Genomic DNA, 23146 nt, shown 5'->3' on the forward strand with positions numbered 1-23146 from the left:
TTGTCTTCCACTTTTTCATTTAACATTTTTAATTCTTCATTTCTAATTACTAGTTATGAAAATAAAAGTTGGAATTATTGGCGGTGCAGGTTATACCGGCGGAGAATTGATCCGTTTACTGATCAATCATCCTGCTGCTGAACTTTCTTTTATTCACAGCAGAAGCAATGCAGGTAAACCTGTTTATACTGTTCACCAGGATTTATTTGGTGATACAGAGTTGAAGTTCACCGGTGAGCTTTCAAATGAAGCAGATGTATTGTTTTTATGTTTGGGTCATGGTGAATCAAAAAAGTTTTTAATAGAGAACACGATTGACGAAAAGATAAAAGTCATTGATCTGGCAAATGATTTCAGATTGCAGGTAGGTTCTCAAATCGGTAACCGCAAATTCATTTATGGATTACCTGAATTAAACAGGGAACAAATTAAATCTGCACAGAACATCGCCAACCCCGGCTGTTTTGCTACTACTTTACAACTTGGTATGTTGCCGTTGGCAAAAGCAGGTTTGCTGAAAGATGTATATACAACCGGTATCACGGGCACTACAGGTGCAGGGCAGGGTTTATCTGCTACCTCACATTTCAGTTGGAGAGCTAATAACATCCAGGCATATAAAACATTAACTCATCAGCACCTGGGAGAAATCGGCGAATCTCTTTTGCAGTTACAGCCCAACAGTGATATCACTGTCAACTTTGTTCCCTGGCGTGGCGATTTTACAAGAGGAATTTTTATCAGCTCACAAATGCATTGCAACTTGAGTTTAGTTGAGTTAAATAAACTTTACGAAGACTACTATGCAGGTGCTGTGTTTACACATGTAACAAAAGAGGCTGTTTTTTTAAAGCAGGTGGTGAATACAAATAAATGTATCATCCAGCTGGAGAAAGTTGGAGACATCGTGGTTGTACATTCAGCAGCAGATAATTTATTAAAGGGGGCAAGCGGTCAGGCTGTACAGAATATGAACCTGCTGTTTGGTCTCGATGAAAGAACAGGACTAAATTTAAAAGCAAACTATTTTTAATACGCTGAAAGCAGCATTAAGTAACAATTATGAATTTATTCGACGTTTACCCGCTTAACAATATCGCCATTACAAAAGCCAAAGGCAGTTATGTATGGGATGATAAAGGCGAGCAGTATTTGGATCTCTATGGCGGGCATGCTGTTATCAGTATTGGACATACTCATCCGCATTGGGTAAAACGAATTGAAGAGCAGTTAAATAAGATTGCTTTCTATTCCAACTCTATCAAAATTCCATTGCAGGAACAACTGGCAGAGAAATTGGGGAAGATTTCGGGAAAAGAAGACTATCAGCTCTTCTTATGCAATTCAGGTGCAGAAGCAAATGAAAATGCATTAAAACTTGCAAGCTTTTACAACGGAAGAAAAATGATTGTTGCCTTCAGCAAAGCATTTCACGGAAGAACATCGCTGGCTGTAAGTGCAACAGATAATAAAAATATTATTGCCCCGGTGAATGAAACCGACAACGTGATCTTTCTTCCGTTCAATGATCAACAGGCACTGGAAGATTGTTTTAAAGAGCAGGGTAAAGAAATTTCATCTGTTATCATTGAAGGGATACAGGGAGTTGGCGGTATTAATGTAGCGGACAGTTCTTTCCTGAAAAAAATCAGAACACTCTGTGATGAATATGGTGCTGTTTATATTGCCGACAGTGTGCAATGCGGTTATGGAAGAAGCGGAAAATTTTTCAGCCATGATTTATCCGGGGTCAATGCTGACATCTACAGCATGGCAAAAGGAATGGGCAACGGCTTCCCCATTGGTGGAATTATTATTGCTCCGCATATCAAGCCTAAGCATTTTATGCTGGGAACAACATTCGGTGGTAACCATTTAGCCTGTGCGGCAGCACTCGCTGTACTGGAAGTGATCGAAGAAGAAAAACTAATGGGCAATGCCGTGATGGTTGGAAAATACCTGAGAGAAGAGCTGGAAAAAATTGAAGAGCTGAAAAATGTAAGAGGAAAAGGATTGATGATTGGCTTTGATGTGCCCGAGGAGTTAAAAGACCTGAAGAAAAATTTACTGATCAACCAGAAAATATTTACAGGCGAAGCAAAACCAAATGTGATCCGTTTGCTGCCAAGCCTGGCATTGAAGAAAAGAGATGCAGAGCATTTCATTGAAGCCATTAAAGAAGAAATAGAAAAGTTGAAAGGATAATTCTTGTTATTAAAATTGAACTGCCTCGATCTTAAAATCGGGACAACTAAAATCAACATCGAAATTGAAACAGTTTATTTCCGTTCATGATGTAAAAGACATTAATGCTTTGGTTGAAAAAGCATTAGCGTATAAAGCAAACCCGTTAAAGGATCAGGAACTGGGTAAAGGCAAGCGCATGGGTTTGATTTTTTTAAACCCAAGTCTGCGTACAAGATTAAGCACGCAGATTGCTGCAGAGAATTTGGGCATGCATCCGATTGTGTTTAATGTGGGCAGCGAAGGCTGGAGCTGGGAATTTGAAGAAGAAGCCATCATGAGCGGTACATCCGTAGAACATGTAAAAGATGCAGCACCTATTCTGGGAAATTATTTTGATGTATTGGCGATCCGTACGTTTCCTTCTTTACAAAATAAGAAAGATGATTACAGTGAGTTATTCATCAAACAGTTTATTAAGTATGCAGGTGTTCCGGTTGTGAGCCTGGAAAGTGCAACACTTCATCCGCTCCAATCATTGACAGATATCATTACAATAAAGGAAACATTTACAGAAAAACGCAGACCTAAAATAGTTCTTACCTGGGCGCCACATATCAAACCCCTGCCGCAATGTGTGGCCAACAGTTTTGCACAATGGATCAACGCATGGGGAGAAGCAGACTTTGTGATTACACATCCCGAAGATTATGAACTGGATGAACAATTCACACAAGGAGCAACCATCACACATAACCAGGACGAAGCATTGAAGGATGCTGATTTTGTGTATGTAAAAAACTGGAGCACTTATACAGACTACGGAAGAATTTATTGTAACGACCCTGCGTGGATGCTGACAGAAGAAAAACTAAAAGCAACCAACGAAGCTAAAATTATGCATTGTCTTCCGGTAAGAAGAAATGTGGAACTGAGCGATGAAGTACTGGATAGTAAGAACAGTATAGTAACACAGGAAGCAAGTAACAGGGTGTGGGCTGCACAAACAGTTTTATCAGAAATTTTAAAAGCAAATGGATAAGCTGATAGTCATAAAGATTGGAGGAAACATTATTGATGATGAAACAAAACTCTCATCGTTCCTGCAGTCATTTGCTTCTGTTGAAGGAAAGAAAATTCTTGTACACGGTGGCGGCAAGGTTGCTACAAAGATTGGTGAAGGACTTGGGATAGAAAGTAAGTACGTTGATGGAAGAAGAATAACTGATGCTGCTACCATTGATCTTGTAACAATGGTCTATGCAGGACTCATCAATAAAAAACTGATTGCACAGCTTCAATCACTTAACTGTAATGCAATTGGTGTTACTGGTGCTGATGGGAATTTAATTCCTGCAAATAAGCGCCCTATAAAAGAAATTGATTATGGATTTGTGGGCGATGTACTGTCAGAAAAAATTACAACAGACAGCTGGAAGCATCTGTTAAACAATGGATTTATTCCGGTAGTGGCGCCAATTACACATGATGGCAAAGGACAATTATTAAATACCAATGCAGATACTATTGCACAAGAAGTGGCAAAAGCGATGAGCAGCCTGTACGAAGTGCAACTGGTATATTCATTTGAAAAAAGCGGAGTGTTGCTCGATGCAGATGATGACTCAACAGTTATTGCTCAGATCAACCCATCAGCTTATCAGCGTTTAAAAAGTGAAGGAAAAATATTTGCAGGCATGATCCCCAAACTGGATAATGCATTTGCAGCATTGAACAGCGGAGTTAAAAAAGTTATCATCGGTAAAGCCGAAGAATTAAACGGGTTAATAGAGGGAACAAAAGGAACAACCATTAATAATCAGTTATGAGCGAACAAATAAACATATTACAGCAGCAGGCTATTGAGTTATTAAAAGAATTGATTGCCACTCCTTCTTTCAGTAAAGAAGAAGAAGAAACAGCAGCAATCATCGGCAAATTTTTTGCACTCAAAGGGATACCTGCAAACAGGGTTGGCAATAATATTTATGCATTGAATAAAAATTATGATGTAGCCAAACCTTCTATTCTGCTGAACTCACATCATGATACGGTAAAGCCCAACAAAGGATATACACAGGATCCGTTTACGCCTATTGAAAAAGAGGGAAAGCTGTTTGGTCTTGGCAGCAATGATGCCGGCGGTTGTCTTGTTTCACTTATAGCTACGTTTTTGCATTTTTATAAAAAGGAAAACCTCTCACACAATATTGTATTTGCTGCTAGTGCAGAGGAAGAGATAAGTGGTGTAAATGGAATTGAGCTTGTTCTTCCTTATCTCGGCAATATCAACTTTGGTATTGTTGGTGAGCCAACTAAAATGGAAATGGCCGTTGCTGAAAGGGGGCTGATGGTGATTGACTGTGTTGCTAATGGCAAAGCTGGTCATGCTGCAAGAAACGAAGGGGTGAATGCTTTGTATATTGCCATTGAGGATATTGACTGGATCCGTAATTGTAAGTTTGATAAAGTAAGTCCGCTGTTAGGCGAATCAAGAATGACTGTAACAATCATTGGTACAGACAACCAGCAGCACAATGTGGTTCCACCGCAATGTAAATTTGTGATTGATGCCCGGGTAAATGAACTGTATACATTTGATGAAATACTGGATTCACTGAAACAAAACCTGAAGAGCCAGTTCAAACCACGTACAACAAGAATGAAATCAACTTCAATACCAATGGATCATCCGTTGATCAAAGCAGGTATTGAATTGGGCAGGGGGTATTATGGTTCACCTACAACAAGTGATAAAGCTTTGATGCCTTTTCCAGCTTTAAAGATGGGTCCCGGTGACAGTGCAAGAAGTCATACTGCAGATGAATTTATATATATAGACGAAATAAAAGAAGGGATAGAATTATACATCAAACTCTTAAACGCCATTCTATGAAGCTTTGGAGCAAAGAAAACAGCAGCACATCTGCATTGGTAGAACAGTTTACCGTTGGCCGTGATAAAGAATTCGATCTGCTTTTGGCGAAGTATGATGTGCAGGGCTCCATTGCCCATGTGACAATGCTGGGTGAAGTGGGTTTGATGACAAAGAAAGAAACATCTATTGCAATCAATGGACTGGAAGAAATTCTGTCAACTATTGAGTTGGGTTCTTTCGTTATTGAAGAAGGAATTGAAGATGTACACTCACAGGTTGAATATCTTCTTACACAAAAAATTGGTGATACAGGAAAGAAAATTCACAGCGGCAGAAGCAGGAACGACCAGGTGGCTGTTGATATCAAACTTTATCTCCGTGCAGAAATCATCAGCATCAAAAATGAAGTAAAAAACCTGTTTGATTTGCTGGTTGTACAAAGTGAGAAAAACAAAAACGGTTTATTACCCGGCTATACGCATTTACAAATTGCCATGCCATCTTCTGTTGGTTTGTGGTTAGGTGCATATGCAGAAAGTTTAGTGGATGATATGGAACTGCTTGCAGCTGCTTATCATGTTGCCAATAAAAACCCATTGGGAAGTGGTGCCGGTTACGGTTCTTCTTTTCCACTCAACAGAAAAAGAACAACAGCTCTGCTGCAGTTTGAAACATTGAACTGGAACAGTGTGTATGCACAAATGAGCCGTGGTAAAACAGAAAAATTTGCAGCTATTGGTTTAAGCGGATTTGCAGCATCGCTCAGCAAACTGTCGATGGATTGCTGTTTATATATGAATCAGAACTTTGCATTTATTTCTTTCCCTGATGAATTAACAACAGGCAGCAGCATAATGCCGCACAAGAAAAATCCGGATGTTTTTGAACTGATTCGTGCAAAATGCAACCGTATTCAATCTATTCCAAACGAACTTACTTTGCTCATCAATAATCTTCCTTCAGGTTATCACAGGGATCTGCAGCTCACGAAAGAAATTTTATTTCCCGCTATTGAAGAATTGAAAGCCTGTCTTCAACTGATGCAGCTCATGCTCAGTAATATGCAAGTGAGGGAGAATATTCTTGTGGATGAGAAGTATAAATATCTCTTCAGTGTTGAAGCGGTGAACGAACTGGTGAACAAAGGGGTTCCATTCCGGGAAGCTTACCAGCAGGTGGGCAATGCTATTAATAAAGGAGAGTTTGAATTTGATCTGCAGCAACTCCATCATACACATGAAGGCAGTATCGGCAATTTATGTACATCAGAAATTATCCAGGAAATGGATAGTGTTCTCTCTGAGTTCAGGGCATAAAAAAAAGCCATACACCAGTGAGCGAATGGCTTTCGACGGGCAGCAGTCTATCTAATCTTATTCCGAAACGAAATTTTTCAATCTTCTGAACTGACGTGTTTGTGGTGACTCAAACGACTCAACCAGCAAATGAACAATTTGTTTGATTGACTGTAAAACAGACGAACCCTTGCGTACGGTTTGGTTTTTTGACATTGCCATTGGATTTAATACCATAAAATTAGCAATCTTTATGCCACATGGCAAGAGTACAAATGATATTTTTTTGCATGTGAAAAATACGGTCTGCCGCTATACAGAACTCATTATATTAGCAGGATGGAACTGCTTATTTTAGCTTGGGGTATTTACTTTTTCCTTCATAGTTTCATGGCAAATGAAGCGGTGAAACAGCAGGCGGGTAAAATTACGGGGCTGTCAAACAGGTGATACCGGATCGTTTATAACCTCTTTAATTTTGCCGCACTCGCCTTCCTTCTCCTCTATTTATACAGAACACCATCGGCTGTTTTCTATCAAACAACTGCTTTCTTTATTGCAATTGGCACACTGGTATCAATAGCCGGTTCAATCATTATGTTTTTTTCTGTGAAGAATTATGATCTCAATGCCTTCTTTGGTTTCAGGGAAGAAACAATGATGCCTTTACAAATCAGGGGGCTCAATAAATATGTACGGCATCCGCTTTACAGCGGAACGATTATTCTGGCACTTGGGTTTTGCATTGCACTCCCTTACACCAAATGCTGGTTATTGCTTGCCCTGATGATCATTTACATTTTAATTGGAATGCAGTTTGAAGAAAAAAAGCTGGTGAAATGTTATGGAGATGCATACAGGAATTATCAAAAAAAAGTAAAACGGCTGATACCCTACGTACTTTAATTGATAAATTAGTTTTCCTATATTGCAGTACAAATCTGTATCCATGAACCGAAATCTACTGCTTCTTACGGCATGTTTATTTTCTGTAATTATTCTCTCTGCCCAAATCAAAAGCCCGTTTACATCCATCAGGCCACAGCTTGAAAAAGTGATCAACGATTATCCTAACCAGTTTTCTTCTATTAAAGGAACCAGGAACCAGGGCGATCCCAACACTATTCAATATGCATCAACAGTTGAAATGAAAGGAGCTGTTGAAACCAAAGTGATTGGCTATCCAACCAAAACAAAAATCAACTGGTTGTGGGAAGCGAAACTATTTGTTACAGATGATATGGCCGAACTGAAAAAGCAATACAAGTCCTACTATAATGATATTGCAGGTAAATCTTTCATGAGTAAAGGTGCTAATAACAGTATCAATGCAACCGGCCCTTATAACGCTCCTTCTGAAGAGCTGCGCTTATGGACCAACCAGTTTCGGATGAATGATGTAACGGGTGAATTCGGAAACCTGGTGATTGATCTTGTTGCAGAGTACGCCAATTTTGAATGGATCGTTTATGTACGTATTTATGATAAAGAAAAGGATGAAGACATGAAACCTACAAAAGACAAAAACGATAAATACAGGTATTAACAGATAAATAGCCACTGTTGGCCTGTTAATAATTTACTGTCAGACCTTCACCAAAGGGGCCTTCATCTTTCAATACTGCATTTCCTTAGTGAGAAGTGCAGTAATTCAGCATTCATTTCTTCATTCCGTTTTTTCATGATATAAATCAGGTCATCCATCATGATACAGTCATGTTTTCACAGGAATTTAATCTTGATATTTGGCAGCAATAAACTCAAAAACTTGCCAGATGAAAGAGTTCCAGATTGTTGTGCTTGCCAAACAAGTGCCTGATACAAGGAATATTGGTAAAGATGCCATGAAAGCCGACGGCACCGTTAACAGATCAGTTTTACCCGCCATTTTTAATCCCGAAGATTTGCATGCGCTTGAGCAGGCCTTACTGATCAAAGATCAGTTTCCCGGTTCAACAATTACCCTGCTTACAATGGGTCCGCCACGTGCAGTAGAAATTCTCCGTGAGGGTTTTTATCGTGGTGCTGATGATGGCATCCTGCTTACCGATAGAGCTTTTGCCGGTTCGGATACATTAGCAACATCGTATGCCATTTCCTGCGCCATCCGTAAAATAAAGAATGTAGATATTATTGTTTGCGGTCGCCAGGCGATTGATGGCGACACGGCGCAGGTTGGTCCGCAGGTTGCAGAAAAATTAGGTATTCCGCAAATCACTTATGCAGAAGAAATCGTGTCGCTGAAAGAAAATACAATTCAGGTGAAACGCAGACTTGAAAGAGGAATAGAAATTGTTGAATGTGTATTGCCGGTACTCATTACCGTAAACAGCTCTGCTCCACGTTGCCGTCCGAGAAATGCAAAACGGTTGATGAAATATAAACATGCAACCACAATCAGCAACCACCAGGAAAGCAATGAAGATTACCTGGCTACAGCAACAGCAAATACGCATCTTACCATCAAAGAATGGAGTGTAAATAATATTGACGCAGACCCTATACAGCTTGGCCTTGGGGGTTCTCCAACAAAAGTAAAAAAGGTGGATAATATCGTTTTTCAATCAAAAGAATCCAGAACACTCGATGACTTTGATGAAGATATTGACGGGTTAATGAATGAACTGATTGAAGCACATATTATTGGTTAGAAACTTCCATTCTCAAAACTTTATTTCATGAATAATATTATCGTTTATTGCGAACTCGATGAAGGCAGGATTGCAGATGTAAGTCTGGAGCTTTTAACAAAGGGCCGCAGCCTCGCCAACCAGCTGAACTGTAAACTGGAAGCGCTTTTGATTGGTGAGAATCTGACAGGATTTGAAAAGGAAATTTTTCCTTATGGTGTTGATACGGTTTACCTGGCTGATGATATAAGACTTTCGCCTTATTCCACATTACCACATACATCCATCGTTGTTAATCTTTTCAGAGAACAGCAACCACAGATTGCTTTAATGGGTGCTACAACTATTGGCCGTGATCTCGGTCCACGTGTTTCATCTGCATTAAAAAGCGGGCTCACTGCAGATTGCACCGAACTGGAAATTGGCGAACACGAAGACAAAAAGCTCGGCAAGGTTTATAAGAATTTACTGTACCAGATTCGCCCAGCATTTGGCGGAAATATTATTGCTACCATTATTAACCCTGACTGCCGTCCGCAAATGGCAACTGTAAGAGAAGGTGTAATGAAGAAAGAAATTGTTGATCCCGGTTACAAAGGAGAAACAGTTAATCTTGATGTAGAAAAATATGTTGACGATACAGCCTTTGTAGTAAAAGTGATCGAACGTCATATGGAAACATCAAAAGTGAACATCAAAAATTCACCGGTGATTATTTCAGGTGGTTTCGGTGTAGGCTCTGCAGAAAACTTCAAACTCTTACACAATCTGGCAACCTTACTTGGTGGTGAAGTAGGTGCATCAAGAGCTGCTGTTGATGCAGGATATGCAGGTCACGAACGCCAGGTGGGACAGACCGGTGTTACGGTACGTCCGAAATTATATATCGCCTGCGGTATCTCAGGGCAAATTCAGCACCTCGCAGGAATGATGGAGTCAAGCATTATTATTTCAATCAATAATGATCCCAATGCACCCATCAATAAAATCGCCAACTATGTAATAACAGGAAGAGTGGAGAATGTAATTCCTAAAATGATTAAGTATTATAAAGAGCATACAAAATAATTTGTAAAATTCAATTCACCTTTTATGGCAAATTTTTTTACTGATAACCCCGATCTGCAGTTTCATCTTTCACATCCGTTGATGCAGAAAAATAGTGGCACTAAGGGAAAATAACTTTCATGATAAAGATGCGTTTGATTTTGCTCCTAAAGATTATGAAGATGCAATGGATAGCTATGCACAGGTACTGGAAGTTGTAGGTGAAATCAGTGGCGATATTGTTGCACCAAATGCTGAAGCTGTTGATCATGAAGGACCAACACTGGAAAACGGAAGAGTAACGTATGCAAAGGGAACCCAGGAAAACCTTGATGCTATCAAACAGGCCGGACTGATGGGCATTACATTGCCCCGTGAGTTTGGTGGACTTCATTTTCCTATCGTGCCTTACATTATGGCGGCAGATATTGTTTCCCGTGCTGATGCAGGATTTGTAAACATCTGGGGATTGCAGGACTGTGCCGAAACGATCAATGAATTTGGCTCTTATGAACAGCGTGAAAAATATCTTTCAAGAGTTTCACATGGCGAAACAATGGCGATGGCACTGACTGAACCAGATGCCGGTTCTGATTTGCAGGCAGTAATGCTGAAAGCACATTTTGATGAAGAAAAAAACACATGGCTGCTGAATGGAGTGAAGCGGTTCATAACAAATGGCGATGGTGATATTTCGCTTGTGCTTGCCCGTACAGAAGAACGAACACAGGATGGCCGTGGGCTCTCCATGTTTATTCATGATAAAAAAAGTGGCGGAATTACAGTAAGAAGAATAGAACATAAATTAGGGATCAAAGGTTCTCCTACCTGCGAACTGGTGTACAAAAATGCTCCGGCAGAACTTTGCGGACAACGGAAATTCGGTTTAATCAAATATGTAATGTCGCTGATGAATGGTGCAAGACTTGGAATCGTTGCACAATCGGTTGGTATCAGTGAAGCCGCTTACCGTGAAGCATTGACGTATGCACAAAAAAGAATACAGTTTGGTAAACCCATTATTAAGTTTCCGGCGATTTATGAAATGCTTGCTGTGATGCATGCAAAGCTGGCTGCATCCCGTTCATTACTTTATGAAACCGCACGTTTTGTTGACATCTATAAAACGTACAACCATATTTCTGCTGAAAGAGAATTAACAAAAGAAGAAAAAGAAGAGCAGAAAAAATACCAGAAACTTGCCGATGTATTTACACCGCTGGCAAAAGGAATTACTTCCGAATTCTGTAATGAAATTGCTTATGATGCGTTGCAGATCCACGGTGGTTCAGGGTTTATGAAAGATTACCCCATCGAAAGGATTTACCGTGATGCCCGCATCACAACTATTTACGAAGGAACTACACAACTGCAGGTTGTGGCCGCTACGAAAGGAGTTACTACCGGGGCCTATCTTGCACAGATGCAGGAGTATGAAAAAGCTACGATTAAACCCGAAACAGAATCGTACAGGTCACAGCTTATCACCATGGGATTTGATTACGAAGAGGCTGAAGCAAGAGTAACGTTTCATAACAATCCTGAGTTTATAGAGTTTCATGCACGCAGGTTAGTTGAGATGGCAGGAAACATTATTATGGGTTACCTGTTGCTCAATGATATGCAGCGTGATCATGATTACTGGAAAACGCTGGAAGTGTTTCTGCGTTATGCACGTGCAAAAAACCATGCACATGCAGCATTCCTGGGTCATTCATCAGTTAATGATATGGGGAAATATAAATAGCAGCAGAAAAAAAGATTGATTCGTTTGGTAATTGGTCAAGCGACCACAAACAGTATAATTTTAAGAAGTTAAAGAAAATACCTGTCAGATGTGGATGAATATTTTCTTTGTGCTTCTTTCAGCCTTCGTGCCTTTGTGGCGAATCAATCTCAGCAAATCCTCGGCAATTGTTCACCAGTTAAATAATTCACCACACGTCTTCCGCCAATACGACTCTTCATCAACACTTTACCGTGATGTTCATCAACTACTTCACCAATAATAGCGGCTGAAGTAAAATCCTTCTCTTTTTTCAGCTGATATAAAAAACTTTCGGCAATTAATGGATTTACAATTGCAATAAAAATTCCTTCATTAGCGACATATAATGGATCAAGCCCAAGCATTTCACAGGCACCTTCCACCTGTTCATCAACGGGAATTTGTTTTTGATCGAGCAGGTAACCTAACTGTGTCATCCCCGCCACTTCATTTAACACAGAAGCAACACCACCACGTGTAGGATCACGCATGAAATGAATATTGGCTCCAAATAAATCGAATAGCTGCTGGGTAATATGATTCAGGTTTCTTGTATCGCTTTCAATGGTTGTTTCAAATTCCAATCCTTTACGTAAGCTCATGATGGCAATACCATGTGCAGCCATTGGTCCGCTGATGATGATCTTGTCACCGGGTTTGATGCGGTTGTGATGAATATTTGCTTTGGGATGAACAAGACCAATGCCGCTTGTATTCACAAAGATCTTATCGCCTTTCCTTTCTCCACCACTTTCGTATCACCTGTAACAATCTTCCACCTGCTTTTAAAGCAGCTTTTTTATCTTACTAATATTTCCCAGAATTCAATGATGGGTAAACCTTCTTCCATATAAAAGCCAGCGAATAATTTCGGTTCTTGCTCAACACATGTCAAGATCTTTACTGTTCCATTAATTGCCAGTTCACCAATATTTCCACCAGAAAAACCTTCAAGAGAGAATGGATAACATAACCGCCAGTATCATTTCGCAGGCACCTTCCCCTGTTCAATTCAAAACAGCAACTTGTTGTTGATCAAGCAGATCACTTTTCAACACATCAAATACGCCACTTTTTAACAACCGTTAGAAACAATCCACCACCACGAGTAAGATCTAATATAAAATCGAATTTTGATCCAAATAAATCGAGTAACTGTTTTTTAATTTTAAATTCAGGTTTCTTGTATCGCTCACAATAGGTTATTCCAGAATTCGAATCCTTTCAGTGAACTTATTCTAGTCATACCGTATGTGCAGCCATTTGGTCCTTTAACTAATGATCTTGTCGAGGGGACCATTTTCGGTTGTGGTGAAAATTTGCTTAGAAGATTTGAACAAGACCAATTGCACTTAGTAATTCACAAAATTTTATCCACCTCTCCTTTTTCTCCACGACTTTTGCGTATCGCCTTTAAACCAATCTCTGCGCCAGCTTCAGGTGCTAAATAACTGTTGATGCTTATTAATATTTCCCAATTTTATTGTATGGTTGGAAACCTTATTAATTATAAAAGCAAGTGAATTCAACTATTTCGCCTTTGTAACCACCTGTGCCAAAATCCATTATATCTCGTTCCATTAACTGCCAGTTCACCAAAATTTCCACCTGGAAAAAAAACTAGGAGAAAAAGAGTCCATTTGTCGGTTCTCATTTTTAGCAATTTTTCCATTTAATTTTAAAATCCATCACCGTCATGCTAGTGATCAAGCCTATCATTTTTTTACCTTCAAAACCCACTTTGTAACAATCTTTTTGTTAACAAACCACGGCTTCCATGACCAATGTAAAAATAAAAATCGAATTGGGGTATAAATAGTTTTCACTTAATCTCATACTGCTTCTGTTAATTCTTCTTCTTCTACTCCCTGGTAATGATAATAAGCTGCACATGCACCTTCACTGCTTACCATTGGCGCACCCAATGGATGTTCGGGATTACATTTTTTTCCAAAGTGCGGACATTGAAAAGGCTTCTTCAATCCTTTCATAATTTCTCCACTGATGCATTCATTCGTTCCGTCAACTGCTGTTTCACCAAGATCAAATTTAATACGTGCATTGAATCGTTTGTATTCATCATTCAGCTCATATCCGCTGTTGGGAATTTGTCCGATACCACGCCAGCTTCTGTCGGCAATATCAAACACTTCATGAATGGTTTCCTGTGCAATCAAATTTCCTTCACGCTGTACAGCACGCACATATTGATTCTCTACTTCAAACATTCCCTTTTCAAGCTGATGAACAGCCATCAATACTCCCTGCAATAAATCAACTGGTTCAAAACCTGTTACAACAATCGGCGTTTGATATTTTTCAGCAACCGGGTAATATTCTTCCATGCCCATGATACTGCACACATGACCGGCGGCAAGAAAGGCATCAATTTTATTTTCAGGATCACCAAGTATTGCTTCCATTGCCGGTGGCACCAGTACATGCGATGCAAGGATACTGTAGTTATGTACATTCATTTTAGCAGCATGCACAACACTCAGTGCATTTGCCGGAGCAGTTGTTTCAAAACCTACTGCAAAAAATACCACTTCTTTATCTGGATTTTGTTGAGCAAGTGTTACAGCTTCCAATGGTGAATAAAGAATCCGTACATCAGCACCTTCTGCTTTTGCTTCAAGCAAACTTTTTTTGTTGCCGGGTACACGCAGCATATCACCAAATGAACAAAGGATCACATTTGTCATTTCACTTAGCAGAATGGCTTCATCAATAATTCCAATGGGTGTAACACAAACCGGACAGCCCGGTCCGTGTACCATGGTAATTTCTTTGGGCAGCATTTCAAGAATGCCATTCTTCACCAGGCTATGTGTTTGCCCGCCGCAAATTTCCATAATGGTCCATGGTTTTGTAGTAATGCGGTGCAGCTCTTCTGCAAACTGGTGCACCAACTCAGGGTCACGATATTCTGATAAATATTTCATATTACAGATGTGCTTTCAGTGGTTTTAAAACAGCTTCTGTTGAATGCAGTTTTTCAACTTCGTTCAATTCTTTATCCTTCAGTTCCTCTAACTCTCCTATCTGTTTTAAGTATTCAAAAGTTTTGTGTGCCTCTTCTTCATCTACTTTACTGATGGCAACACCCACATGAACCAGCACATAATCATTTACTTCTGCTTCGGGTACCATGCAGAGATTGATTTCTTTCATGATACCGCCGAATGAAACTTTTCCCATGCGGAAGGTTTCATAGAGCTGAGCAGTGATAGAAATAATTTTTCCCGGAATTGCTAAACACATAAGTTTCGTTTTTAATTTAATTCGTTACTGCCTGCAGCAGGTTCCTGTTATTTTTTACTGATGAAAAATGTACAAAGGCCAACTGACCAAATGAAATACATTCATCGTTAGGTGATAACTGCTGATGAAAAAATAATTCATAGTTTTCTTTTAACCGGTCAGTGAGCAAATCAACCAGCAAAGCATTTTGCATTACACCGCCACTGAATGCAATCTTTTTTCACGTTGGCATTCATCGCCATCTGTTCAACCAGGTACGCCAGTGAAAGATGAACCTTATACGCAATGTTTTCTTTTGGCACCTGTTGTTTTAAATCACTCATTAACTGCCCTGTCATTTTTTGCCACTCAATTTTATTTCCTGACAGAGAGAATTCATAAGTCTCTGTTCCCGGATGTTTGCATTGAAGTGCCAATGCTTCCAGTTTCATAGCGGCCTCACCTTCATAACGTACGGTATCAGCTATTCCAAGCAAAGAAGCAATTCCATCAAGGAAACGCCCCATACTTGATGTATAAACAGGTTGCAGATTAATATGCAGTTGATTTCTGAAATGACTCCATTCGGCTGATGTAAATTTTTCTCTGAGGAGATTAACTGCGTCATTATCCGAATCAAAAAGAGAAAGTGCAGATAAACGTGGTTCTCTTGCCATTTTATCTCCCATCAAGATACTGAAATAGTTCAGCTGCGCAAAGTGCTTCATCCGGTTATTAACGTATGTGAAAAACTCACTGCCCCAGATATTTCCATCCGAACCATAACCGGTGCCATCCCAAATAACTCCCAGTACCGTTTCTTCAGTTTCCAGTAAATTATTTTCCGCTAATACAGCTGCAAAATGTGCCTCATGGTGCTGTACTTCAACAAGAGGAATTGCATTTTCAGCTGCATAATTTTTCCCGTTTCTGTTATGGAGTAGCCGCGATGCTTATCAACAATGCAGGCATCTGCTTCAAAACGGAGCAACCTGCTTATATGATTAAGTGTATGCTTATAGCTTAACTGTGCATCATAACTTCCCTGGTCGCCCAGGTACTGACTGATATAACAACGGTTATTTTGAAAGAGAGCAAAACTGCTTTTCAATTCTGCACCCATCGCAATGATTTGTGTCTCGTTATCAGAAAATGGAACAGGATAAAAATTCGGTGCCAATCCTCTTGAACGGCGCAGAATAATTTTTTGCTGATGAACAGGTGTAAACTGCATCACGCTGTCATCCTGCGGTACAACAATTTCCCGTTCGTAGGTTAAAACAAAATCTGCAACCTCTCCAAGATATTCAAGCGCTTCATCATCGTTATAAATAATTGGCGAACCGCTGATATTGCCGCTTGTTGCAATCAATGGTTTATTAAACTGTTCTGCAATTAAAGCCAGCAATGGTGAATAGGGAAGCATTACTCCAATTTTATGCAGACCCGGAGCAATTATATCTGCACAGATACCAGAAGTTGGTTTTTCTTTTAGCTGACATAATACGATGGGAGCCACAATACTTTGCAATGCTTCTTTTTCTTTTTCATTCACCAACACATCTTTTTCAACCGATTGAATGGAAGGGTATAAAACCGCCAGGGGTTTTGAAGGCCGCTGTTTCCGTTCACGCAGGGTATTGATGGCAAAATAATTGGCAGCATCGGCCATAAGCAGGTAACCACCAATTCCTTTTACTGCAATGGTATGTCCGTTTTGTAATGCATCTTTCAGCATTACAAAAATGCAATCATAATCGTTGCACACATTTTCACCGTCATTGTTATATAAGTGCATGGGAATGCCGCACTCTTCACAGGAATTTGTTTGACTGTAATACCGACGGTGTAGAGGATTATGATATTCTTCCCTGCATTGCCAGCATTGTTCATACTCTTCCATTGTTGTATTGGGCCGGTCGTATGGCAAGGAAGTAATAATGGAATAGCGTGGGCCGCATTTAGTACAGGTGATAAAGGGGTAATGATAGCGACGGTTTTTTTGATCAAACAATTCGCTTCTGCATTCTTCGCACAAACCAAAATCGGGAGTGATCATTAATTCAGGATGCTGATGTTCTTCACTTTCACGGATGCTGAATTCATTGAACTGCTGCAAAGCAATTAAACCAGCATCATGATGCGTAATGATGGCATTGGCAGGAGGATGATCAATAAGAGTTTTATAAAATTCTTTAAGCAGAGGTTCTTCCGCCGTAGCGGTAATATGTACACCGTTTGTTGAATTCGATACAGTTCCTTTCAGCTTCAGTTCTTCAGCAAGACGGTACACATATGGACGAAAGCCCAAACCCTGTACCATTCCACTGATATGAATATGCCAAGACTGCATTTGTATAAATTTTCAACACTGAATGTTGTTCTTTGTTTTTCAATAAGCAGATTAGACCAGGGCTGTCTGTTCAACTTTTTGTTTCAGCCAGTTGTACCAAACAGTTAATCCATCTCCTTTATAAGCACTCACTTCAATAAATACAAGAGAAGGGTTTATTTTTTTTGCATTTTCTTTAAAAGCTTCCACACTGAAGGGAACATAAGGTAAGAGATCGGTTTTGTTGATGATGCAAACATGTGAACTGTAAAACATATCCGGATACTTCAGTGGTTTATCATCACCTTCTGTAACTGAAGCAAAGCAGGGTTGTTTTACCAGAACCGGGGGAGCTGACAAGGTTGAGAGCGAGAATATTCTTTGCTTCAAAGTAACCACGGTTGCGCTGTGCCAGCAGGTTGTTTTGATGCAGTACATCCTGTTCCACATCCACCACTTTTTTATGATGAGTATGATCATGGGGATGCCCGTGATCATGTGCATGATCGCTTACATCATGCATAGTAACATTTCCGTTTGAATCACAACCGCAGGTAGCACACATGTTTTAAATATTTAAGTTATACGTATAATAACAATCAGGTAACGACCAGCGACTTTACCCTTAATTCTTTTCCTTTTTGTACGGAGATGAAATGTTTGCCGCAAACAGGGCAGGGATCGTACAACTGATGAACGGGGAATGCGGCATCACATTCCATACACAAACCTTCGCCGGGTATTTTATTAATTACCCTTTCTGCATTGTTGAGTACCGTATCTTTTACTGCCTGCTGCCAGGCAAAATCAAAAGCCTGTTCTTCAATGCCACTCAGTTCGCCAATATCCAGTTCAATTTCATCTACTGAAACAGCATTTGCTTTTTTAGCCTGCTGTTCAGCAATATCAATGATGCTCATCACAATGGAGAGCTCATGCATTACTGCTGTTTTTGCTTTTTAGCATCATGTATTTCCTTGCTTCTTCCAAGGAAGAAAATCACAACAGCCATCGCAAGAAACAAAAACACCAGGTGACTTGGGCTGATGGATTAAGCGAGATCAATTTTAGACGAACCTTGAAAAAGAGGCAATGACTACAGTCACCGCATGTGCTAACGAGTGTCATTACAAGAGAAAAATGAGATTTTCATCTTTAAGAATCTTTCCATCTTCAAACTCTAATTATGCCAACGATTGCCGAAAAACAAATGCCCACCTATTACGAAGAGGTGGTGCGAAAAGGGTATTCCCGAAGAGATTTTGCAAAATTCTGTGCTATGATGAGTGCCTATATGGGCTTAAGTCAGGCAGGTCTGGGGCAGGTTACCGAAGCATTGAAAACCAAGCCCCGTCTTCCTGTTGTATGGTTGCATTTCCAGGAATGTACCTGTTGCAGCGAAAGTTTTATCCGTTCCTCTCACCCAATGGTGGCTGATATTTTACTGGATAAGATTTCACTCGATTATACAGAAACCTTAATGGCAGCATCCGGCTTCCAGGCAGAAGAAGCATTAAAAAACACAATGACCAAATACAAAGGTCAATATATCTTATGTGTAGAAGGAAGTGTTCCAGTAGCTGCCGATGGTGTGTATTGTATGATTGGCGGAAAAACTTCTATGCAGATTCTGGAGGAAGCTGCAGAAGGTGCTGCTGCAATTATTGCATGGGGCAGTTGCGCAAGCAATGGCTGTGTGCAGTCAGCAAAACCAAATCCAACATCTGCAACTCCTATTCATAAACTGGTAAAAGGGAAGCCGATCATTAAAGTGCCCGGCTGTCCTCCGATTGGTGAAGTGATGGCAGGAGTAATTGTTCATTACTTAACCTTTGGAACAATTCCTGAATTAGACAGAATGGGAAGACCCAAAGCATTTTACAGCAAACGTGTTCATGATTCATGTTACCGTCGCCCGTATTATGATGCCGGTTTGTTTGTTGAAACATTTGATGACGAAAATTCCAAAAAAGGATATTGCTTATATAAAGTTGGTTGTAAAGGACCTTCCACCTACAATGCCTGCGGTGTAATGAAATGGAATAACGGAACAAGTTTCCCGATTCAATCAGGTCATCCCTGTATTGGTTGCAGCGAAGAAAATTTCTGGGATAACGGAAGATTGTACGATCGTGGCTCTTCGTTCCCCGGATTTGGTATTGAAGCCAATACTGACACATTAGGTAAAGTAGCATTAGGTGTAACTGCTGCTGCCATTGTCGGTCATGCTATCGCAACCAATGTGAGTAAGTATAAACTCATTCACAAGCTTGAAGAAGAAGGAAAAGAAAGCGAGCATGAATTAAAATCATAATTATTCCAACTTATAATCATTTATATGAGCAAAAGAATTGTTGTTGATCCAATTACAAGAATTGAAGGTCACTTACGTGTTGAAGTAGATATCGAAAACGGAAAGATAACTGATGCATACAGCAGTGGCACCATGGTTCGGTTGCTGGAAGAAATACTGAAAGGCCGTGACCCAAGAGATGCATGGGCTTTTGTTGGCCGTGTTTGCGGCGTATGTACATCCACACACTCTTTAACTTCTGTTCGTACGGTAGAAGATGCATTGAATATTACTGTTCCGCCGAATGCAGAACTGGTGCGTAATATTATGCATTGTGTATTATATATGCATGATCATGTTGTTCACTTCTATCATCTGCATGCAATGGACTGGGTGGATGTGGTGAATGCATTGAAAGCGGATCCAAAGAAAACCTCAGAGCTGGCACAAAGTATTTCTCATTGGCCAAAAAGTTCACCCGGTTATTTCAGTGATATTCAAACAAGGATTAAAAAGTTTGTTGAAAGCGGGCAACTGGGAATTTTTGCCAATGGTTATTGGGGGCATCCTGCTTATAAACTTCCTGCCGAAGTAAACCTCATTGGTCTAGCTCACTATCTCGAAGCATTGGAATGGCAGAAAGAAATTGTAAAAGTGCAGGCCATCTTTGGTGGTAAAAATCCACACCCGAATTATTTAGTGGGCGGTATGGCATGCGCTATTGGTTTGGATGATGTGAGTGGTATCAATGCAGAACGATTGGCTTATGTACAGCAACTCATTCAACAGGGGAAAGAATTTATTGAGCAGGTGTATATTCCCGATCTGATGGCTGTTGCATCTTTCTATAAAGACTGGGGAGCAATTGGTGGCGGCCTTGGAAACTATATGGTATATGGCGATCTGCCAACAAATGGCATCAGGGATACTGCAAGTTATAAATTTCCTGCAGGAGCAATCTTAAATAAAGACATCAGTAAAGTGTATGATGTTGATTTGAAAAAAGATGATGAAGTACAGGAATTCATTACACACTCCTGGTACGATTATAAAGAAGGAAAAAATAAAGGATTGCATCCTTGGAAAGGTGAAAGTAAAATTAATTATACCGGTCCAAAGCCCCCATTTGAACATTTAGATACATCAAAAGAATACAGCTATCTCAAAACTCCTAGATGGAAAGGCAATGCAATGGAAGTTGGTCCGCTTGCGAGAGTATTGGTTGGTTATGCAAGAGGAAAAGAAGAATACAAAGCAGTTGTTGATAAAACACTGAAAGATCTGGATGTTCCAATTACTGCATTGTTCTCCACCTTAGGCAGAACAGCTGCACGTGGACTGGAAGCAGTACTTGCTGCAGGATGGGTACAGGAATTTTATGATCAGTTAATCACCAATATTAAGAATGGCGATACACGTATGGCTGAGATGACAAATTTTGATCCGAAGACATGGCCAAAATCAGCAATGGGTGTAGGACATTCAGAAGCACCTCGTGGAGCACTGGCACACTGGATCAATATTGAAAATGAAAAAATTGCCAATTACCAGTTAGTGGTTCCTACAACATGGAATGCATCGCCAAGAGATCACAAGGGACAAATGTCGGCGTATGAAGCTGCATTGATTGATACACCGGTTGCAATAGAAAATCAACCGCTGGAAATTATCAGAACCATTCACAGCTTTGATCCCTGCATGGCCTGCAGTGTGCACCTGTATGATGAGGAAGGAAAAACCATCAGCAGGGTAAGTGTATTAGGCGATTAATTTATAAACCAATTTTATGGCCAACAAATTATTATATATCAGAAGGCTTCGCAGAGTATATGTATGGGAACTGCCGGTGAGGGTGTATCACTGGATCAATGCACTGGTATTACTTGCCTTAATTGTTACCGGTTTTTATATCGCTGATCCGCTTGCATTGTTGAGCAAACAGGAGGCGAACTCAAAATACACAATGGGTTGGTTCCGCTATATTCATTTTGCAGCAGCGTATTTATTTTTCTTCAATTTTATTTTCAGGTTATACTGGGGTTTTGTTGGAAACAAATATGCCAACTGGAAACAGTTTATACCCACTTCAAAAAGGTTCTTTAAAGAAATGTGGACTGTTTTTAAAATTGACATTTTAATGTTGCGGAAAAACGGCAAACAACAGGAGCATTTAAGTGTAGGACATAATGCATTGGCAGGTTTTATTTACTTCCTAACCTTTATTGCATTTTTGGTACAGTGCTTAACAGGCTTTGGGTTATATGCATCAATGGCCAGCTGGTGGTTTCCGCAAATGTTTGCATGGGTGCCAGCAATGCTGGGTGGAGATATACTAACCCGTCAGCTGCATCATGCAGCCATGTGGTTTTTTATCATCTTTGTTGTTATACATGTATACCTTGTTTTCTATCATGATTATATTGAAGGTCGTGGCGAAATAAGCAGTATGGGTGGTGGATGGAAATTTATTGAAGAAGAAGTATTTGAAGAAGACAAACATCAAACACCCAATCCTGAAAAAGCAGAAGTAAAACCAAAAGCATGAGTGAACCGAAATCAATACTTATTCTTGGAATTGGAAATTATTTAATGGGCGATGAAGGCATTGGTGTACATCTTGCTGAACAGTTAACAAAGGAAGAATTACCGCCAAATGTTTCAGTGCTTGATGGAGGTACCGGTGGCTTTCATTTACTGGAGTATTTTGAAAAGCATGATATTGTTATCCTCGCCGATGCAACACTCGATGGAAATATTCCCGGCACCATCCGATTAATTAAACCAAAATTTGCAAAAGATTTTCCGCAGGCAATGAGTACACATGATATCGGTTTAAAAGACATGGTGAGTGCTTTGCAATTATTAGGCACCATGCCTGAAATACATTTATTTGTTGTGAGTATAGAAAGTATACAGCAGCAGGGAATAGAATTAACTGACGATGTCAGAAAAATACTTCCTCAACTGAAAAACCAAATAAGAGAACTGGTTGAAAGACTCAACAAAAGGCAGCCGGTTGTAATGGAAGTATAGTACGTTACCCTTGTAATAACATAAAAGAAGCGCCCCAGTTGTAGTGGGCGCTTCTTTGTTTTTTATAATTTCCCGGCAGAAAGTTAAACTGTTTTAATAACGGCAGAATTATTTTTCTTGGCAGTAAAATAATTCCATGCCCACATCAGCGTAAAGCTGGGAATGAAATCAAGACCTGGCATCAGTTCTTCCACAAAGTTGAAGACAGAACCAAAAGCACCTTTTACGCCTCCAAATGTTTTATAAAAAACAAAAGCAGAGATGGGAGCCCAAACGATATCTCCAAACTCACCCAGCAACGGAACCGCATAAGTGGCATAGCCAAGTGCATCCATCAAAAGGCAAAACAGAAGAGAGGTTTGTTGTTTGTTCATTTTTCGTTGTTGTTTTTAACAGCTAAAGAGATTGCAAAAGCAATACCAACGTTGCATGCGGACAAAATG

Annotated in this window: 21 protein-coding genes and 3 pseudogenes; 15 read left to right on the plus strand and 9 right to left on the minus strand. The window is 39.9% G+C overall.

All coding sequences use genetic code 11. From position 1 onward, the window contains the following. The first annotated feature begins 55 nt into the window (after positions 1-55). The 11 genes and pseudogenes from IPK31_07875 (at position 56) to IPK31_07925 (ending at position 11781) form a co-directional block, all read left to right on the plus strand. Positions 56-1033, plus strand: coding sequence for an N-acetyl-gamma-glutamyl-phosphate reductase (locus tag IPK31_07875; GenBank protein ID MBK8087858.1), 978 nt, complete (start codon positions 56-58; stop codon positions 1031-1033). A 29-nt stretch (positions 1034-1062) separates the two neighbouring features. Then, positions 1063-2205 (plus strand): aspartate aminotransferase family protein, encoded by a 1143-nt coding sequence (locus IPK31_07880; protein ID MBK8087859.1) that lies wholly within the window; start codon positions 1063-1065, stop codon positions 2203-2205. Positions 2206-2269: 64 nt separating this feature from the next. Beyond that, complete coding sequence (locus IPK31_07885) at positions 2270-3226, plus strand: N-acetylornithine carbamoyltransferase (GenBank protein ID MBK8087860.1); 957 nt, start codon at positions 2270-2272, stop codon at positions 3224-3226. After that, on the plus strand, positions 3219-4013 hold the full coding sequence (gene argB, locus IPK31_07890) for an acetylglutamate kinase (protein MBK8087861.1): 795 nt from the start codon (positions 3219-3221) through the stop codon (positions 4011-4013). The genes IPK31_07885 and argB overlap by 8 nt, the downstream gene beginning before the upstream one ends. After that, positions 4010-5080: a M20 family metallo-hydrolase gene (locus tag IPK31_07895; GenBank protein ID MBK8087862.1), complete on the plus strand. Its 1071-nt coding sequence runs from the start codon at positions 4010-4012 to the stop codon at positions 5078-5080. The genes argB and IPK31_07895 overlap by 4 nt, the downstream gene beginning before the upstream one ends. Then, the gene (gene argH / locus IPK31_07900; GenBank protein MBK8087863.1) at positions 5077-6378 is read left to right on the plus strand and encodes an argininosuccinate lyase; all 1302 of its coding nucleotides are present in this window, start codon (positions 5077-5079) and stop codon (positions 6376-6378) included. Before IPK31_07895 ends, argH begins: the two co-directional genes overlap by 4 nt. Before the next feature lie 435 nt (positions 6379-6813). Next, positions 6814-7263: an isoprenylcysteine carboxylmethyltransferase family protein gene (locus IPK31_07905; GenBank protein ID MBK8087864.1), complete on the plus strand. Its 450-nt coding sequence runs from the start codon at positions 6814-6816 to the stop codon at positions 7261-7263. A 43-nt stretch (positions 7264-7306) separates the two neighbouring features. After that, on the plus strand, positions 7307-7903 hold the full coding sequence (locus IPK31_07910) for a hypothetical protein (GenBank protein ID MBK8087865.1): 597 nt from the start codon (positions 7307-7309) through the stop codon (positions 7901-7903). A 229-nt stretch (positions 7904-8132) separates the two neighbouring features. After that, a complete protein-coding gene (locus tag IPK31_07915; GenBank protein MBK8087866.1) occupies positions 8133-9008 on the plus strand; it encodes an electron transfer flavoprotein subunit beta/FixA family protein in 876 nt (291 codons plus the stop codon). Between the two features lie 27 nt (positions 9009-9035). Then, the gene (locus IPK31_07920; protein ID MBK8087867.1) at positions 9036-10055 is read left to right on the plus strand and encodes an electron transfer flavoprotein subunit alpha/FixB family protein; all 1020 of its coding nucleotides are present in this window, start codon (positions 9036-9038) and stop codon (positions 10053-10055) included. Between the two features lie 24 nt (positions 10056-10079). Next, positions 10080-11781: pseudogene (locus tag IPK31_07925) on the plus strand (acyl-CoA dehydrogenase family protein). 149 nt (positions 11782-11930) lie between these two features. Here the strand turns inward: IPK31_07925 and hypE are convergent. The 8 genes and pseudogenes from hypE to hypA all read right to left on the minus strand — a co-directional run bounded on the left by hypE (position 11931) and on the right by hypA (position 18318). Next, positions 11931-12733 (minus strand): annotated as a pseudogene (hypE, locus tag IPK31_07930) (hydrogenase expression/formation protein HypE). Between the two features lie 901 nt (positions 12734-13634). Beyond that, entirely contained in the window at positions 13635-14747 is a 1113-nt protein-coding gene (gene hypD / locus IPK31_07935; GenBank protein ID MBK8087868.1) for a hydrogenase formation protein HypD, read from the minus strand. 1 nt (position 14748) lies between these two features. After that, complete coding sequence (locus IPK31_07940) at positions 14749-15066, minus strand: HypC/HybG/HupF family hydrogenase formation chaperone (GenBank protein ID MBK8087869.1); 318 nt, start codon at positions 15064-15066, stop codon at positions 14749-14751. 16 nt (positions 15067-15082) lie between these two features. Next, on the minus strand, positions 15083-15259 hold the full coding sequence (locus tag IPK31_07945) for a hypothetical protein (GenBank protein ID MBK8087870.1): 177 nt from the start codon (positions 15257-15259) through the stop codon (positions 15083-15085). Continuing rightward, complete coding sequence (locus tag IPK31_07950) at positions 15237-15734, minus strand: hypothetical protein (GenBank protein ID MBK8087871.1); 498 nt, start codon at positions 15732-15734, stop codon at positions 15237-15239. Before IPK31_07950 ends, IPK31_07945 begins: the two co-directional genes overlap by 23 nt. Positions 15735-15892: 158 nt before the next feature. Beyond that, positions 15893-17398 carry a carbamoyltransferase HypF gene (hypF, locus tag IPK31_07955; GenBank protein ID MBK8087872.1) on the minus strand — a complete coding sequence of 502 codons (1506 nt, stop codon included), beginning with the start codon at positions 17396-17398 and terminating at the stop codon, positions 15893-15895. A gap of 51 nt (positions 17399-17449) precedes the next feature. Beyond that, a pseudogene (locus IPK31_07960) lies at positions 17450-17942 on the minus strand (hypothetical protein). A 34-nt stretch (positions 17943-17976) separates the two neighbouring features. Beyond that, a complete protein-coding gene (gene hypA / locus IPK31_07965; protein MBK8087873.1) occupies positions 17977-18318 on the minus strand; it encodes a hydrogenase maturation nickel metallochaperone HypA in 342 nt (113 codons plus the stop codon). A 245-nt stretch (positions 18319-18563) separates the two neighbouring features. Between hypA and IPK31_07970 the strand changes: the two genes are divergently transcribed. The 4 genes from IPK31_07970 to IPK31_07985 are packed head-to-tail and all read left to right on the plus strand — an operon-like array spanning position 18564 to position 22703. Beyond that, the gene (locus IPK31_07970) at positions 18564-19691 is read left to right on the plus strand and encodes a hydrogenase small subunit (GenBank protein ID MBK8087874.1); all 1128 of its coding nucleotides are present in this window, start codon (positions 18564-18566) and stop codon (positions 19689-19691) included. A gap of 24 nt (positions 19692-19715) precedes the next feature. Continuing rightward, positions 19716-21440, plus strand: coding sequence for a nickel-dependent hydrogenase large subunit (locus IPK31_07975; GenBank protein MBK8087875.1), 1725 nt, complete (start codon positions 19716-19718; stop codon positions 21438-21440). 16 nt (positions 21441-21456) lie between these two features. After that, positions 21457-22215 (plus strand): Ni/Fe-hydrogenase, b-type cytochrome subunit, encoded by a 759-nt coding sequence (cybH, locus tag IPK31_07980; GenBank protein MBK8087876.1) that lies wholly within the window; start codon positions 21457-21459, stop codon positions 22213-22215. Beyond that, positions 22212-22703, plus strand: a complete 492-nt coding sequence (locus IPK31_07985; protein MBK8087877.1) for a hydrogenase maturation protease — start codon at positions 22212-22214, stop codon at positions 22701-22703. The genes cybH and IPK31_07985 overlap by 4 nt, the downstream gene beginning before the upstream one ends. 83 nt (positions 22704-22786) lie before the next feature. Here the strand turns inward: IPK31_07985 and IPK31_07990 are convergent, their stop codons facing one another. Further along, positions 22787-23077, minus strand: a complete 291-nt coding sequence (locus IPK31_07990; GenBank protein MBK8087878.1) for a hypothetical protein — start codon at positions 23075-23077, stop codon at positions 22787-22789. Positions 23078-23146 lie beyond the last annotated feature (69 nt).

Source organism: Chitinophagaceae bacterium (assembly GCA_016713085.1).
Lineage (GTDB): Bacteria > Bacteroidota > Bacteroidia > Chitinophagales > Chitinophagaceae > Lacibacter.